Source organism: Sabulibacter ruber (assembly GCF_017355955.1).
GTDB lineage: Bacteria > Bacteroidota > Bacteroidia > Cytophagales > Hymenobacteraceae > Nibribacter > Nibribacter ruber_A.
In genome coordinates, this window is sequence record NZ_JAFFID010000007.1 from 71,584 (window position 1) to 85,079 (window position 13,496).

The window sequence follows — 13,496 nt, forward strand, 5'->3', positions numbered from 1 at the left end:
GGTTAGTTTCTGCCTCTGCGGCCACCACCTGAACTACCTCCGCTGCTGCTTCCACCGCCAGAAGAACGGCTTGGCTCATAGGAACGGCTAGGCTCGTATGAAGACCGGCTTGGAGCAGGTTCATAGGAACGGGTGCGGGTTTCAGAAGATCTGCTAGGGGCAGGAGTGTAATCAATGGACCGGGATCTTCTGGTTGGCTGAGTGCTCTCAGAACGGCCGGTGCTGGTGGAGTTTCTGCTTTGGTCAGGAACGCTGATTCCCTCGGTAGACTGGCTGCCCGGCTGAGGATACGCAATCTGTCTGCGACGACGCGGTTGCTCGGTTCCGTCTGTGGTTGTCTGCGCCTGGCTGGCGGCGGCTCTGGAAGAACGGGTTCTGCCTTCTGTACCGCCTACCACTGCATTGGCAGATCTGCTGGAAGCAGGAGCGGCAACGCTGGCACGTCCGTCACGGGAGATATTTGGATTACGACCCGCCGTGTTAGAGCTTCTGTCATCACGACGACCATAGGCCACCCGGTTGGCAATCACACGACCACCGCCACCGTAGTAGTTGTCATAGTAGCCGTAACGGTACGGGTTGTAGTAAGGATTGTAGCCATAGCCGTAACCGTAGCCCCATGGGTTATAGTAACGCCCAAAGCCAAGACCGATACCAATAGACAAACCTGGTCTGGGCCAGAACGGATCATACATAGCCAGGCTAGCCATGCTAGGGCCGTAGAACGGATCATACCAAGGGTCTAACCATGGGTCCATCATCACGGCTCTTGAGTAGTAGCGGCCCGGAGAGTAAAAAGGCGAGGCATACGCGTAGAACGGATTCCCGAACGGTGCGTCATAGTAAGAATACTGGTACGGCGTGTTGTTCCGGCGGGTGTTTTGCGCGTAGGTCTCAGGATCGCTCACGCGCTCAGAAATGTCGCGGGAGGCATCATCGCCAGCATCGGGGGAGGCAACGTCTTCGGTGGTCTGCTCCTCCACCGGATCTACGTAGGTGACTTTGTCTGAGGAAGAGAAGTACACATCGTCTGTCTCGCTGGTCTGCAAGTTAGAAGATGTGCTACACCCTGCAGCCAGGAAACCCAGCAGCGGCAGTATAAGCAGCTTATTGGTAATATATTTCATGGGAGTATAGTAGTTGGTTATGGATGCTAGATCAATTCACGAAACCCAATAACACGAGTATCCGGTTCGCCAACGTTTCTATTCAGATATATTAACGTATTTTTGAGCCGAAAAGGTATGGAATCGCTCAAGAAAATAAGCAAAATCTATGCCGTTTTATTCAAGTTTCGCTATATATTTCTTCTTTATCAAAGATACAAAAAATGAGCAAAGGGTTGCCTAAACGAAGTGAGGATTATTCTCTCTGGTATAATGAGTTAGTGAAGCGGGCCGGTCTGGCCGAAAACTCGGCCGTGCGCGGGTGTATGGTGATCAAGCCTTACGGGTACGCTATTTGGGAAAAGATGCAGCGCATATTGGATGATATGTTCAAAGCAACAGGACATTCCAACGCGTATTTCCCCCTATTTGTGCCCAAGAGTTTGTTTGAGGCCGAAGAGCAGAACGCCGAGGGTTTTGCCAAGGAATGTGCCGTGGTTACCCACTACCGCCTGCAAACCGATCCAGACAAGAAAGGCAAACTGCGCGTTGACCCTAATGCCCGCCTGGAAGAAGAACTGATTGTACGCCCTACGTCTGAGGCGATCATCTGGAATACGTACAAAAACTGGATACAGAGCTACCGCGATCTGCCGTTGCTCATTAACCAGTGGGCTAACGTAGTGCGCTGGGAAATGCGTACCCGCCTGTTCCTGCGTACTGCGGAATTTTTGTGGCAGGAAGGCCACACCGCGCACGCCACCGAGAAAGAAGCCATTGCCGAGACCGAGCAAATGCTGCACGTCTACGCCGACTTTGCCGAGAACTTCCTGGCCCTGCCGGTAGTACGCGGTAAAAAAACGCCCAATGAACGTTTTGCCGGGGCCATTGAGACCTACTGTATTGAAGGCCTGATGCAAGACGGAAAAGCGCTGCAGGCTGGTACCTCGCACTTCCTGGGCCAGAACTTCGCGCAGGCGTTTGACGTGAAATTCGCCACCAAAGAAGGCGGACTGGAGCACGTGTGGGGAACCTCCTGGGGCGTGAGTACCCGCCTGATGGGAGCCCTGGTTATGGCCCACTCCGATGATGAAGGTCTGGTGCTGCCTCCAAAACTGGCCCCAATCCAGGTAGTGATTGTGCCTATCTACAAAGGCGAGGAGCAGCTGGCGCAGATCTCTGAGAAGGTTCTGGCCCTGAAAAAGCAACTGGAAGCCAAAGGCATTTCCGTGAAATACGATGACCGCGACACCGAGCGCCCAGGTTTTAAATTTGCCGAGTGGGAGCTGAAAGGCGTGCCGGTGCGCATCGCCATCGGTGGTCGGGACCTGGAGAACGGCACCGCCGAGGTAGCCCGCCGCGACACCAAAGAGAAAAGCTCTCAGCAGTTTGATGACCTGGTGAATTACGTGCCTGCCTTGCTGGACGAAATCCAGGAAAACATCTTCCAGAAAGCCCTGGCCTTCCGCGAAGCGAACACCACCAAAGTGGATTCTTACGAGGAGTTCAAGCGCGTATTGGACGAGAAACCGGGCTTTGTCCTGGCCCACTGGGACGGCACGCCCGAGACCGAAGAACGCATCAAAGAAGAAACCAAAGCTACCATCCGCTGTATTGCGCTAGATTCACCGGAGGAAGACGGCGTAGATATGGTGACCGGCCAACCTTCCAAGCGCCGCGTGTACTTCGCCAGAGCGTACTAATTGGATGATTTTGGAGCGAGGAGATGTGCAAATGTCTCTTCTCTTTCTGTGAATAAAACGGGAGCCGCGTAAGTGGCTCCCGTTTCTGTTTAGGGCTTAGTTTCTGGAAATTAGATCAAAAATGTAGCGTCGTTACATCGTAACGACGTGGTTCTATGAAACAGGAATCCCTCTCTTCCATCAACCCTAAATCATTGCGTAGGCTAGTGTTGCAAGGTGATGAGCTGGACAGGTGAGCACCTGCGTTGCTGCGTGGAAACACGTCGTTACGGTGTAACGACGCTACCTATCCTTGCAAGGATATGTAGAGCCATTTTCAGGCTGTTTTCAGAAAAGAACCTTCAAAACACAAGCCGAAGAACAAAGGCTGTTCCTGCACTTTCGTACTTTTGTGCCTTAACCCATTTACCCGATATACCATGAAAAGCATCGCCATCTTTTGCGGGGCCAGCAGCGGCCATAATCCTGTTTACCGTGAAGCCGCCCAGGCCTTAGGAACCTTGTTCGCCCAGAAGGGCATCCGGCTGGTGTACGGCGGCGGCAAAGTGGGTCTGATGGGCGTCATTGCCGATGCGGTGCTGGCCGGTGGCGGTGAGGTGGTGGGCGTGATTCCGCAGAGCCTGGTAGACATGGAAGTGGCGCACGCCGGACTAACCAAGTTACACGTGGTGCAGACCATGCACGAGCGGAAAGCTTTGATGGCCGCTGAGTCTGATGCGTTCGTGGCCATGCCCGGCGGTTTCGGGACGTTTGATGAGTTCTGCGAGATTGTGACCTGGAACCAACTCAAAATCATCCAGAAGCCAGCGGCCTTGTTCAACGTGAACGGCTACTTCAATCCGTTCCTGCAGATGCTGGACCAGGCCGTCACTGAAGGTTTCCTGAAAGCCGAGCAGCGCAACAACCTGATCATCGCTGACGAAGGCCCTGCACTACTTGACCAAATCCTGAACCACTCCCCCGTAATCACCGAGAAGTGGGTAGACTTCAAGCGCATCTAAAAGCAGGATTTTCTGGATTAAAATAATTTTCAGAATTAAGCCGGTGAAGGGCCTTTGGCTAGAAGCAGAAGTCTCGTGCCAGCTAAAATAAGAAGGCGTTTTGGGATGTTTATGTAAAAACAGTCCCAAAACGCCTTCTTATTTTTTTACCCAGCTAATTCAATCCAGAAAATCAAATTAATCCAGAAAATCCTGCTCAGAGAATCCTGCTCTAGGCTTCCTCTATCATCTGCGTAACGGCATTGATCCAGCTCGGGTGCGTGTTCAGGCTCTCTACCAGTTGCCAGTGCTCGCCACCGGCGGCCTCAAACTCTTCCTTGAACTCTTTGCCCACTTCAATGGTGGTTTCTAGGCAATCGGCCACAAAGGCTGGGCTGAAGGCCAATACGCTTTTCACACCGGCGGCTGCCAGGTCTTTCAGGATATAATCGGTGTAAGGTTGCAGCCAAGGATCTTTTCCTAAACGAGATTGGAAAGAAACTGTGTACTTGTCCTCGGGGATGTTCAGGGCTTTGGCCAATTGGCGCGAGGTCTCAAAACACTGAGCCCGGTAGCAGTAGCGGTTACGGCTGTGGTACGTGTTGCAGCAAACGCCCAGTTGGCAGTAGCCTTTGGTGCTGGCCTTCAGAATCTGACGCTCCGGCAAACCATGGTAGCTGAACACGAAATGGTCATAGTCGCGCTTGGCCATGTGGGCGCGGGCGATCTCGGCAAAAGTGCCTATAAAGCCGGGGTGATTGCAGAACGTACTGATGAACTTAATATCTGGAATCACTTCCCACTTGCTGACAATCTCCATTACCTTCTCCTGCACAGAGCCGGTACTGGCCGAGGCATACTGCGGGAACAGCGGCAATACCACAATGCGGTCCACTACTTTTTCCTGCAGCTCTCTCAGGGCATTCTCAATGCTGGGGCTCTGGTAGCGCATGCCAAACGCCACGTGGTAGTCTTTGCCCAGTTTCTCCTGCACCAGCCGCTGTAGATCCAAGCCGTGGAAGAGCAGGGGAGAACCGCGCTCGGTCCAGAGCTGAGCGTATACTTTCGCTGATTTAGGCGCTCTGAAAGGGGCAATGACCCCGTTCACCAACATATATCTGGAAGGGGCCGCAATGTCCAGCACCCGTTTGTCTAATAAAAATTCGCGCAGGTATTTGCGCACGTGCGGCACGCTGGGAGAGTCCGGCGTGCCGAGGTTCACTAATAATACTCCTGTTTTGCCAGTGGCACCACTTTTCATACGCTTTCTATTGAATTACAAAGATACAGATTTGCGAAGCAGTTGGCACGGGCCAAATAAATGATATCCATCATTTTCCTATAGATAATAACAATGAGGTATAGAGAAGGCTGCTTCCGTTTCAAGCCTGCTTTCACCAAAACAGACTTAAACCTACTAAGTGCGAATTGGGGGCAAATGTTTCAAGTTCTTGGTTACTCGTCTTAAAATTGAACCGCAAGTACCTGTTGGCAAGCCCTCTGCTCATGTCCCTCCGCTGGCGCGAGTCTCCGGCTCGTGTCCGAACGCATTCCAAACCACTCCATTGTCATCCTGAAAGGATTTTGTGCGCAAACGGTAGTGGTGGTTCTCTAATACTTTACTAGTTCGCCTACAAGATCTTTCCAAGATGACAAGAGTGTTTGGACCGAATATCCTCTGCAATGCGTGCGGACACGAGCGGGAGACTCACGCCGGCGGAACCATTGATGTCTTTCTGAGATGTTTCCCAAAAATCAGCCCTAAAACGTAAGGCGGTTTGCTTCGTAACTAAAGGACAGACTTTTAGCTCCTGGGGGAGAACTCATTAAAAAGCCGTACCTTTGCAAACTATTTACAAAAACAGGAAGAAAAATGGCAGAGAAGCCGCACAAAGCAGGGTTTGTCAGCATCATCGGGAAGCCTAACGTAGGCAAGTCCACGTTGATGAACGTGATGGTGGGCGAGAAACTCTCCATTATCACCTCCAAAGCGCAGACCACCCGTCACCGCATCATGGGCATCCTGAACGGCGACGATTTCCAGATTGTCTACTCAGATACGCCCGGCATCATTCAGCCCCAGTACGAGCTGCATGAGTCCATGATGCGCTTTGTGCATTCCTCGTTGGAAGATGCCGACGTGATTTTGTTCGTGACCGATATTTACGAGAAGCACGACGAGAGCGAAGTGGTAGAGCGGCTGCGCAAAGCCAAAGCCCCCATTCTGCTGCTCATCAACAAGATTGACCAGGCCACCCAGGAAGACGTGGAAGCCAAAGTAGCCTACTGGAGAGAGCAGCTGCCTGCGCAGGAATACCTGCCCATCTCGGCGCTGCACAACCAGGGCATCCCGGGCGTGTTCCAGAAAATCCTGGACCTGATGCCTGAGCACCCGGCGTATTATCCCAAAGATGAACTAACCGATAAGCCAGAGCGTTTCTTTGCGGCCGAGATGATCCGGGAGAAAATCTTCCTCAACTACAAAAAAGAGATTCCTTACAGCTGCGAGGTAGTGATTGAGGAATTCAAGGAAGACGACCAGATCATCAGGATGCGTGCCGAGATCAGCGTGGAGCGCAAAAGCCAGAAGGGCATCGTGATCGGTAACAAAGGCGAGGCCCTGAAGAAGGTAGGCACCCAGGCCCGCATTGACCTGGAGGAGTTCTTCCAGAAGAAAGTGTTCCTGGACCTTTACGTGCGCGTGAACGAAAACTGGCGCGCCGACAAACGCCTGTTGGACCGCTTCGGCTATAACAGCATTTAGTATCAAGATACACGTAGCACGTAGCATGACAAAAATTAAGTCCTGATACTTGCTACTAAATACGTGATACCAACAGTACCCTACGCGGCGCCAAGGAGGCGATACCGCAGGTTTAACCCGCGTTTTGGGAGCGATTCCCTAAAAGGAGCCTCAAAACGCACATTCAATTAGATATGGCACAAAATACCATCGCCATTGTAGGACGCCCCAACGTGGGCAAATCAACCCTGTTCAACCGTTTAGTAGGCGAGCGCAAAGCCATCATGGACAACGTGAGTGGCGTTACCCGCGACCGCCATTATGGCCACGGCGAGTGGACAGGCAAATATTTTACTGTGATTGACACCGGCGGATACGTGCACGGGTCAGATGACATTTTTGAAGAAGAAATCCGGAAGCAGGTAGAACTGGCTATCAAAGAGGCCGATGTGATCCTGTTCATGGTAGACGTAGAGACGGGCCTCACCGGCTTGGATGAGGAGTTCGCCAACGTGCTGCGCCGTACCGATAAGCCCGTGTACATAGTAGCCAACAAAGCCGATACGCATTCGCGGGGGCATTTGTCTGGTGAGTTCTATGCCTTAGGTTTTGAGAACGAGATCTTCCCTATTTCCAGCCAGAACGGCTCGGGTACCGGTGAATTGCTGGATGCCGTAGTGGCGCACTTCCCCGAGGAAGGGGTGGAGAACCCAGAAGCCGGTATTCCGCGCATTGCCGTAGTGGGTAGACCAAACGTAGGGAAATCATCGTTCGTGAACCTGCTTTTGGGCGAAGACCGCAACATCGTGACCGATATTGCCGGTACCACCCGTGACTCCATCCACTCGCACTACAACGCGTACGGCAAGGAGTTCATCATTGTAGACACCGCCGGATTGCGGAAGAAAAGCAAAGTGCACGAAGACATTGAGTTCTACTCGGTGTTGCGTTCTATCCGGGCGCTGGAAGAAAGCGACGTAGTGATTGTGATGCTGGATGCCACCCGCGGTCTGGAGGCCCAGGACATGAACATCATTGGCTTAGCAGATAAGAACCGCAAAGGCCTGGTGATTCTGGTGAACAAGTGGGATCTGGTAGAGAAGGAAACTAACACCATGCGTGACATGGAAAACCAGATACGGGAACGTATTGCGCCCATCTCGTACCCGCCTATCATCTTTATCTCGGTGCTGAACAAGCAGCGGGTGCACAAGGCCATTGAAACCGCCATTCAGGTGCATGAGAACCGCAGCATGAAGATCCCAACCTCCAGGCTGAATGACACCATGCTGAAGGAGATTGAGCGGTATCCGCCGCCATCTATCAAGGGCAAATTTGTAAAAATCAAATACGTAACGCAGTTGCCCACGCACACGCCTACATTTGCGTTTTTCTGCAATTTGCCGCAATACATCAAAGAATCATACACCCGCTACCTGGAGAACCGCTTGCGGGAGAACTTTGGATTTGAGGGTGTGCCCATTAATTTAGTATTCAGAAAGAAGTAGGCAGTTTTACTGCTTACTTCTTTTACCGCGACTTTTTATCTTACCAAACCCTTAATTATTAACGTTTATGAGGACTGTTTTATCTTTTGTAGCAGTGGCAGGTTTGCTGGCTTTTTCTGCATGTGACTCAAAGGAAACCCAGGAAACCGCTTCCCCCGCTACGCTAGAAGATGCCACCAATGCCACAGATATAGCCGAAACCACCGCAGCCCCCATAGACACCGCCGGAGTTTTGTCTGATTCTGTTTCTACAGATTCTATCCAGTAACCGTAAGAACCGGTCACCCAAATTGCTGAAAAGGCGCGGGTTGGTCTTGAGAATGTTCAAGAACAACCCGCGCCTTGTGCGTTTAAAAGAATGTGATTGGATTGTTTTTATATCTTGAGCCTAAAATATATCCAATCTTCCATACACTCGTACAAAAAGCCAAAGACAATACTTCTCCTCTCACCTGCAGGCGTTTGGGGAAGTTGAACTGAATAGAGCATTACCCGATCATACAAAATAAAACTATGAAAAAGACATTGTTTCTGTTTGCTTCACTGGCTGGCTTTGTGAGCTTCTCTGCCTGTGATTCAAAAACAGAGAACCGTATGGAAGACCAGGCCGAGAAAGTGGAACTGCATGCTGAAATGGCTGGTGATTCCACGCTGGCAAGACAAGCCAGAGCTGTAAGAGATAGCGTGGACAAAGCAGATCCCAAAGACGATGATTCTACCCAGGGAGATGCCCAAACCCAAAACCAGGAAGGTTCTCAATAAGTAAGAAAGCCAGCTTTCACAAAGCTTGACTTCAGTAAGCCGTACAGAATAAAACTATGAAAAAGACATTGTTGCTAACGTTTATGGCCGCTGGCCTTATGACCTTCGCCTCCTGTAACTCAACCACCGAGGACCGGGCCGAGAACCGTGCCGAAGAAGTGGAAGATTCTGCGGAAGAAGCCGGAAATGAGATTGAGGATGAAGCAGAAGAGGCAGGCGAAAAGATTGAGCGCGGTGCCGAAAAGGCCGGAGACAAACTTGAGGAAGGTGCGCAGAAGGTAGAGAACGCCGCTGAAGATGCCGCAGATGAAGTAAGAGAATAATCTTCCTTACCTGAAACAAAGAAGCGGGTGCTTGCAAAGGCACCCGCTTCTTTGTTTTATGGCCCCAACCTTCTTTGGATAAGGCTGTCTACCAGGTGGTACAGCCGGGGCGGAGTAAGCGTGCGCCACGGAATCTTGTCCAGGTCGCCGCCAAAGTTGATGTAGTAATCCAGGTGGAACTGCTGCATCTCGCGCACCACAAATTCCTGGAAGCCGATGGCGGCAATCCAGCCGTCTTCCACTTCTTCAAACCACTCCTCGTAGTACGCATCATCTGAGCCGTGAAAGTTGAACACGTTCTCGCCAATCAAGATAAAGTGGTTGATGCCCTCGCCCATCATCAGATCCAGGATGTTGCGCTTAAGGGTCATGATGTCATTGTTGAGCGTATCGTTCCACTCACCAATCATCTCTATGATGCCGTAGCCTTCGTTGTAATCGGCGTACAGAATCTTGATGAAAAGCGTCTCAGAATCTATGTCGTCCCACTGCGGGTGAATGTAGTAGCCGTAAATGGTGTGGGTATATTCAGACTCACTGTTCTCTGCACCGTACAGCGGCGAGCGTTCGTCTTCTGAGGCCGAGTAGGCTTCTATCCAGTTGTAAAAGGGTTCAATGGTGTGCATGGCTGTAAAACTTGCTGCAGAATTGCATAACGGAGAAACAGTTCTGAAGGATGACCATCGGCATAAAAAAAGATTCGCCGGGCTGCGACGAATCTTCTTGCGGTGTTTCTGGCCTCTTTTAAAGAAAACAGGCCTAAATCAGAAATCTTAGTGTTCGCCTTGGGCAGAAATAGCGGCGCGTACGCTGCCGTGCAGATCCAGCAACTCCTTGGCTTTCTCCTCAGAGATGTTCAGTTCGTCCATGATCATGCGGGTGCCGCGGTCTACCAGTTTGTGGTTAGTCAGCTGCATGTCTACCATCTTGTTGCCTTTCACGCGGCCCAACCGGATCATGGTAGAAGTGGTGAGCATGTTCAGAGCCAGTTTCTGGGCGGTGCCAGCTTTCATGCGGGTGCTGCCGGTCACAAACTCTGGTCCGGTCACTACCTCAACCGGGAACTTGGCCACTGCCGCTACTTTGCTGTTGGCGTTGCAGACAATGCACCCGGTGGTGATGCCCCGATCATTGCAGGCTTCCAGGCCGCCAATCACGTAAGGTGTACGGCCCGAGGCCGCGATGCCCACCACCACGTCTTTCTCGTTCACGCCAAAGGCATTCAGATCTCTAATGGCCTGCTGGTCATCGTCCTCGGCAAACTCCACGGCTTTCCGGATGGCGGTATCGCCGCCGGCCATGATCCCGATGACCATGTCAAACGGTACGCCGTAGGTGGGAGGGCACTCAGAGGCGTCTACCACGCCTAAGCGGCCACTGGTACCCGCGCCAATGTAAAACAACCGGCCGCCTTCTTTCATCTTGGCCACGGTGGCCTCCACTAGTTTCTCCAACTGCGGAATGGCTTTTTCCACGGCCAACGGCACGGTTTTGTCTTCTTTGTTGATGTTGGTGAGAAGCTCATGCACGCTCATCTGTTCCAGATGGTTGTAATGCGAGGGGGTTTCGGTGGTGCTCATACGGTAATTTTCTGTTGGTGGTACAGGCTCAGGCCTGCAATTGGACTCTCTAATATGTTTCCTACGGTGATGCCGTACTGTTGGGCTACGGTGCGGAGGATGTCTCCGAAATAAAACGCTATGGACCCCACAAAGTGGGTTGTCTTCTGCTGGTAGTCTGGGTACTTCACCACTGTTTTCTCAAAGAAATCGGCAAAACACTGCGAAATCAGCTGGTGGATGTACGGGTGTGCGCGATGATCTGAGAGGAACCTGGCGTAGGCAGCCATGTACCGGTTGGGGTAAGGTTTGCGGTACACGTGGTCCACAATCTCGTCGCGGTTGGTGTTGTAACGGTCCATGAACGCTTGGTGGATGTCCTGCGGAAGTTCCTGGTTCAGGAAGGCTTGCACCAGGCGCTTGCCCATGTAGCCGCCGCTGCCCTCGTCGCCTAAGATGAAGCCCAGGTTGGGCACGTTCTGGATGATCTTCTCGCCATCGTACAGACAGGAATTGGAACCGGTACCCAAGATACAGGCAATGCCTTCCTGGTGGCCGCACAAGGCCCGGGCAGCTGCCTCCAGGTCATGGTGCACGTTGATCTGGGCTTTGGGGAAATGCTCTCTAATGGCCGCCGCCACTACTGCCTGCTTGTCTTTGGCGCTGCAGCCGGCGCCGTAGAAATACACCTCCTGCGGGGTCTCGCCATTGAGTTGGGGAAGAAGCTCCTCCCGCAGCATGTGGGCAATTTCATCCGTGTTCTGGTAATAGGGGTTGATCCCCGGGGTATGGGCCTGGCCGGTTACACCCTCGGAGTCAATCAGACGCCAGGCTGTTTTGGTAGAGCCGCTGTCAGCAATCAGAATCATAGAAGTAGTGAAGAATTGGGGCCAAATCTCTGAAAAACTGCCCAAACAAAAGCTATTTTTTTAAGATTCCTACCACAGAAAACTTATCAAAGACAAACTCAGTGTGGGGCGCGTCTTTCAGTTCCTCGGTCAAGTCCTGCCCGGCCCAATGCTCGTAATGCTGCCCCTTGCGCCACAGCCGAGACTTGGTCACATCATAGATCTCGCCTTTGTAGGCCACCCAGATTTCGTCTCTGTCTTGTCCATTCCTGAGGGCCAACTGGGCGCGGGTGTATTCTTGCATGGGGGTAATGTGCTAATGAGTTAATGTGCTGATGTGCTGATTGTTTTTTTCGGCCTGTTTTCTGAAAACTAGGTCTGAAACGACTTTCTTTCAAACCATAACACCTTTTGTCATCCTGAAAGGATCTTGTGGGCGAACGGTAATTCAGTTGGCAGTTGCTGAAAGGCTCAAATGAGGGAATTAGACTCTCCGCTCAACTTTAAAACATAATCTTTATTCATTCAGCTTTAAGGTTGCATAGCTTCTGTTTGTCAAGCTTGCCCACAAGATCCTTTCAGGATGACAAAGTGGGGAAGGTTATTCCATCAGTACATTCCCGCTGATTGGCACATCAGCACCTTACCTCATCAAACCATTGCTCACCTTAGCACATCAGCACATTAACAAATTAGCACATTAAAACCTCGCCTGCATCAGAATCCAGCGGTGCGGTACCTCGCCGTCGGCGGCGGTGAGGTAGTCCTGATAGCTGCAAGGAACTACAAAGGGTGGGCGCTGGCCGGAGAGGTCTTCTATTTCCATCCACCATTTCTCAGTGTGGCGGTTTTTGTAGAAAGCCATCTTGTTGGGGTTGTCATGGAAGCCCACCGAGAATTTCAGGAACTGGTTGCTCTGGAAGTCCAGGGAAGGGAGCCGTTGGTAGTAACCCTCAATGCTGTACCAGACCATGGTGGCCAGCGTGGTGGCGGTGAGGCTGCGGTGGTCAAACTCGGGACGGTAGCCGTAGAAGCCCAGGGAACTGAGTTGGTTGTTCTGGCCGGCGTACCAGCAAAGCTGACAGGCTTCCTCGCCGGTGAGGCCAAACGGATTGGCGTATTGCTGACCGGGTGCATCCTGGTGCCGGATAGCCGAGACATCAAAGCTCATCAAATCAGCCTGTCTGATCACGGGTTCCATTTCCTGCATCTGCTGCCTCACCTGCCCTACGCGGAACAACTCAAAGTGTAGTTTCTCCAGGGCGGCCAGCGTAGAAGATTCGGTTAAATAGGTCTGGTGGCCCAGGTTGCTGAACCCAAACAGATAGGTGGGCTCATGCAACAGAATGCGGTGCAGGTGGCTTTGCTCCGGGGTGGCCCGCTCATCATCAACCATGTCCAGTTGGCTGTCTACCATGACCAGATTAACTGTTTTCCCCAGGTGCTCGTACCCTAAGAACTGACCGTACGTGAGATCATGGGAACCGCCCAGCAGAATAGGAAATTTGCCCGCGTCTACCAATGTCTCTATCACTTCTTTCAGGCGCAGGTAGGTATCTTCCAAATGAATACCGGGCAGCAGGTTGCCCAAATCCATCAAGAGCCAGGCACCGGTTCCCTTCATGAGCCGGTATAGTTCCTGCCGTATCCGGTTGGGGCCCTGGTAGGTGACATCGGTGGTGTTGGTGGAGCCGCGGTATTCTGGTAAACCAATGAGAACCACCTCGGCAGAGCGCCAGTCCGGGAACGAGTGCACGAAAGGTGCCAGGTAACTTCCTACTGATTTGGGGTTTTCTGGATAACCGAAAGGATCTTCTGGAAGAGGTTCAAAAAAGATGGAAAGATTCATGAAGTGTGTCAGGCAAAAATCAAATTTAGGTAATTATCGGCCATGTGGCCGAAGCAATTTTGATAATTTGGTGAAGTAGGAGGAAAGCCGTTTTATTTTTTTTAATTCTTATTTG

14 protein-coding genes are annotated in these 13,496 nt (G+C 51.8%); 7 read left to right on the forward strand and 7 right to left on the reverse strand.

The annotated features are described in order from the left end of the window. Positions 1 to 2 precede the first annotated feature (2 nt). A complete protein-coding gene (locus JT719_RS23450) occupies positions 3 to 1,127 on the reverse strand; it encodes a hypothetical protein (protein WP_207436205.1) in 1,125 nt (374 codons plus the stop codon). Between the two features lie 203 nt (positions 1,128 to 1,330). On the opposite strand from JT719_RS23450, the gene proS reads away from it, so the two are divergent. Together proS and JT719_RS23460 are read left to right on the forward strand one after the other, a co-directional pair. Beyond that, positions 1,331 to 2,809, forward strand: coding sequence for a proline--tRNA ligase (gene proS / locus JT719_RS23455; protein ID WP_207436206.1), 1,479 nt, complete (start codon positions 1,331 to 1,333; stop codon positions 2,807 to 2,809). A 419-nt stretch (positions 2,810 to 3,228) separates the two neighbouring features. Then, the gene (locus JT719_RS23460; RefSeq protein ID WP_207436207.1) at positions 3,229 to 3,810 is read left to right on the forward strand and encodes an LOG family protein; all 582 of its coding nucleotides are present in this window, start codon (positions 3,229 to 3,231) and stop codon (positions 3,808 to 3,810) included. 211 nt (positions 3,811 to 4,021) lie between these two features. Here the strand turns inward: JT719_RS23460 and hemH are convergent, their stop codons facing one another. Then, entirely contained in the window at positions 4,022 to 5,050 is a 1,029-nt protein-coding gene (gene hemH / locus JT719_RS23465; protein ID WP_207436208.1) for a ferrochelatase, read from the reverse strand. Positions 5,051 to 5,662: 612 nt separating this feature from the next. Here hemH and era point away from each other — a divergent pair. The 5 genes from era (at position 5,663) to JT719_RS23490 (ending at position 9,125) form a co-directional block, all read left to right on the forward strand. Beyond that, on the forward strand, positions 5,663 to 6,553 hold the full coding sequence (gene era / locus JT719_RS23470; protein ID WP_207436209.1) for a GTPase Era: 891 nt from the start codon (positions 5,663 to 5,665) through the stop codon (positions 6,551 to 6,553). A 173-nt stretch (positions 6,554 to 6,726) separates the two neighbouring features. Then, positions 6,727 to 8,040: a ribosome biogenesis GTPase Der gene (gene der, locus JT719_RS23475; protein ID WP_207436210.1), complete on the forward strand. Its 1,314-nt coding sequence runs from the start codon at positions 6,727 to 6,729 to the stop codon at positions 8,038 to 8,040. Positions 8,041 to 8,107: 67 nt separating this feature from the next. Continuing rightward, a complete protein-coding gene (locus tag JT719_RS23480; RefSeq protein WP_207436211.1) occupies positions 8,108 to 8,308 on the forward strand; it encodes a hypothetical protein in 201 nt (66 codons plus the stop codon). Between the two features lie 245 nt (positions 8,309 to 8,553). Next, positions 8,554 to 8,802 (forward strand): hypothetical protein, encoded by a 249-nt coding sequence (locus tag JT719_RS23485; RefSeq protein WP_207436212.1) that lies wholly within the window; start codon positions 8,554 to 8,556, stop codon positions 8,800 to 8,802. Between the two features lie 56 nt (positions 8,803 to 8,858). Next, positions 8,859 to 9,125 (forward strand): hypothetical protein, encoded by a 267-nt coding sequence (locus tag JT719_RS23490; RefSeq protein WP_207436213.1) that lies wholly within the window; start codon positions 8,859 to 8,861, stop codon positions 9,123 to 9,125. Between the two features lie 56 nt (positions 9,126 to 9,181). Here the strand turns inward: JT719_RS23490 and JT719_RS23495 are convergent, their stop codons facing one another. From JT719_RS23495 to JT719_RS23515, 5 genes are all read right to left on the reverse strand, one after another. Continuing rightward, complete coding sequence (locus JT719_RS23495; RefSeq protein ID WP_207436214.1) at positions 9,182 to 9,751, reverse strand: hypothetical protein; 570 nt, start codon at positions 9,749 to 9,751, stop codon at positions 9,182 to 9,184. A gap of 147 nt (positions 9,752 to 9,898) precedes the next feature. Further along, positions 9,899 to 10,705 carry an N-acetylmuramic acid 6-phosphate etherase gene (murQ, locus tag JT719_RS23500; RefSeq protein ID WP_207436215.1) on the reverse strand — a complete coding sequence of 269 codons (807 nt, stop codon included), beginning with the start codon at positions 10,703 to 10,705 and terminating at the stop codon, positions 9,899 to 9,901. After that, positions 10,702 to 11,553 (reverse strand): BadF/BadG/BcrA/BcrD ATPase family protein, encoded by an 852-nt coding sequence (locus JT719_RS23505; protein ID WP_207436216.1) that lies wholly within the window; start codon positions 11,551 to 11,553, stop codon positions 10,702 to 10,704. The genes murQ and JT719_RS23505 overlap by 4 nt, the downstream gene beginning before the upstream one ends. A 52-nt stretch (positions 11,554 to 11,605) precedes the next feature. Then, a complete protein-coding gene (locus tag JT719_RS23510) occupies positions 11,606 to 11,836 on the reverse strand; it encodes a cytochrome b5 domain-containing protein (RefSeq protein ID WP_207436217.1) in 231 nt (76 codons plus the stop codon). A gap of 396 nt (positions 11,837 to 12,232) precedes the next feature. Next, on the reverse strand, positions 12,233 to 13,381 hold the full coding sequence (locus JT719_RS23515; RefSeq protein ID WP_207436218.1) for a formimidoylglutamase: 1,149 nt from the start codon (positions 13,379 to 13,381) through the stop codon (positions 12,233 to 12,235). Between the last annotated feature and the right edge of the window lie 115 nt (positions 13,382 to 13,496).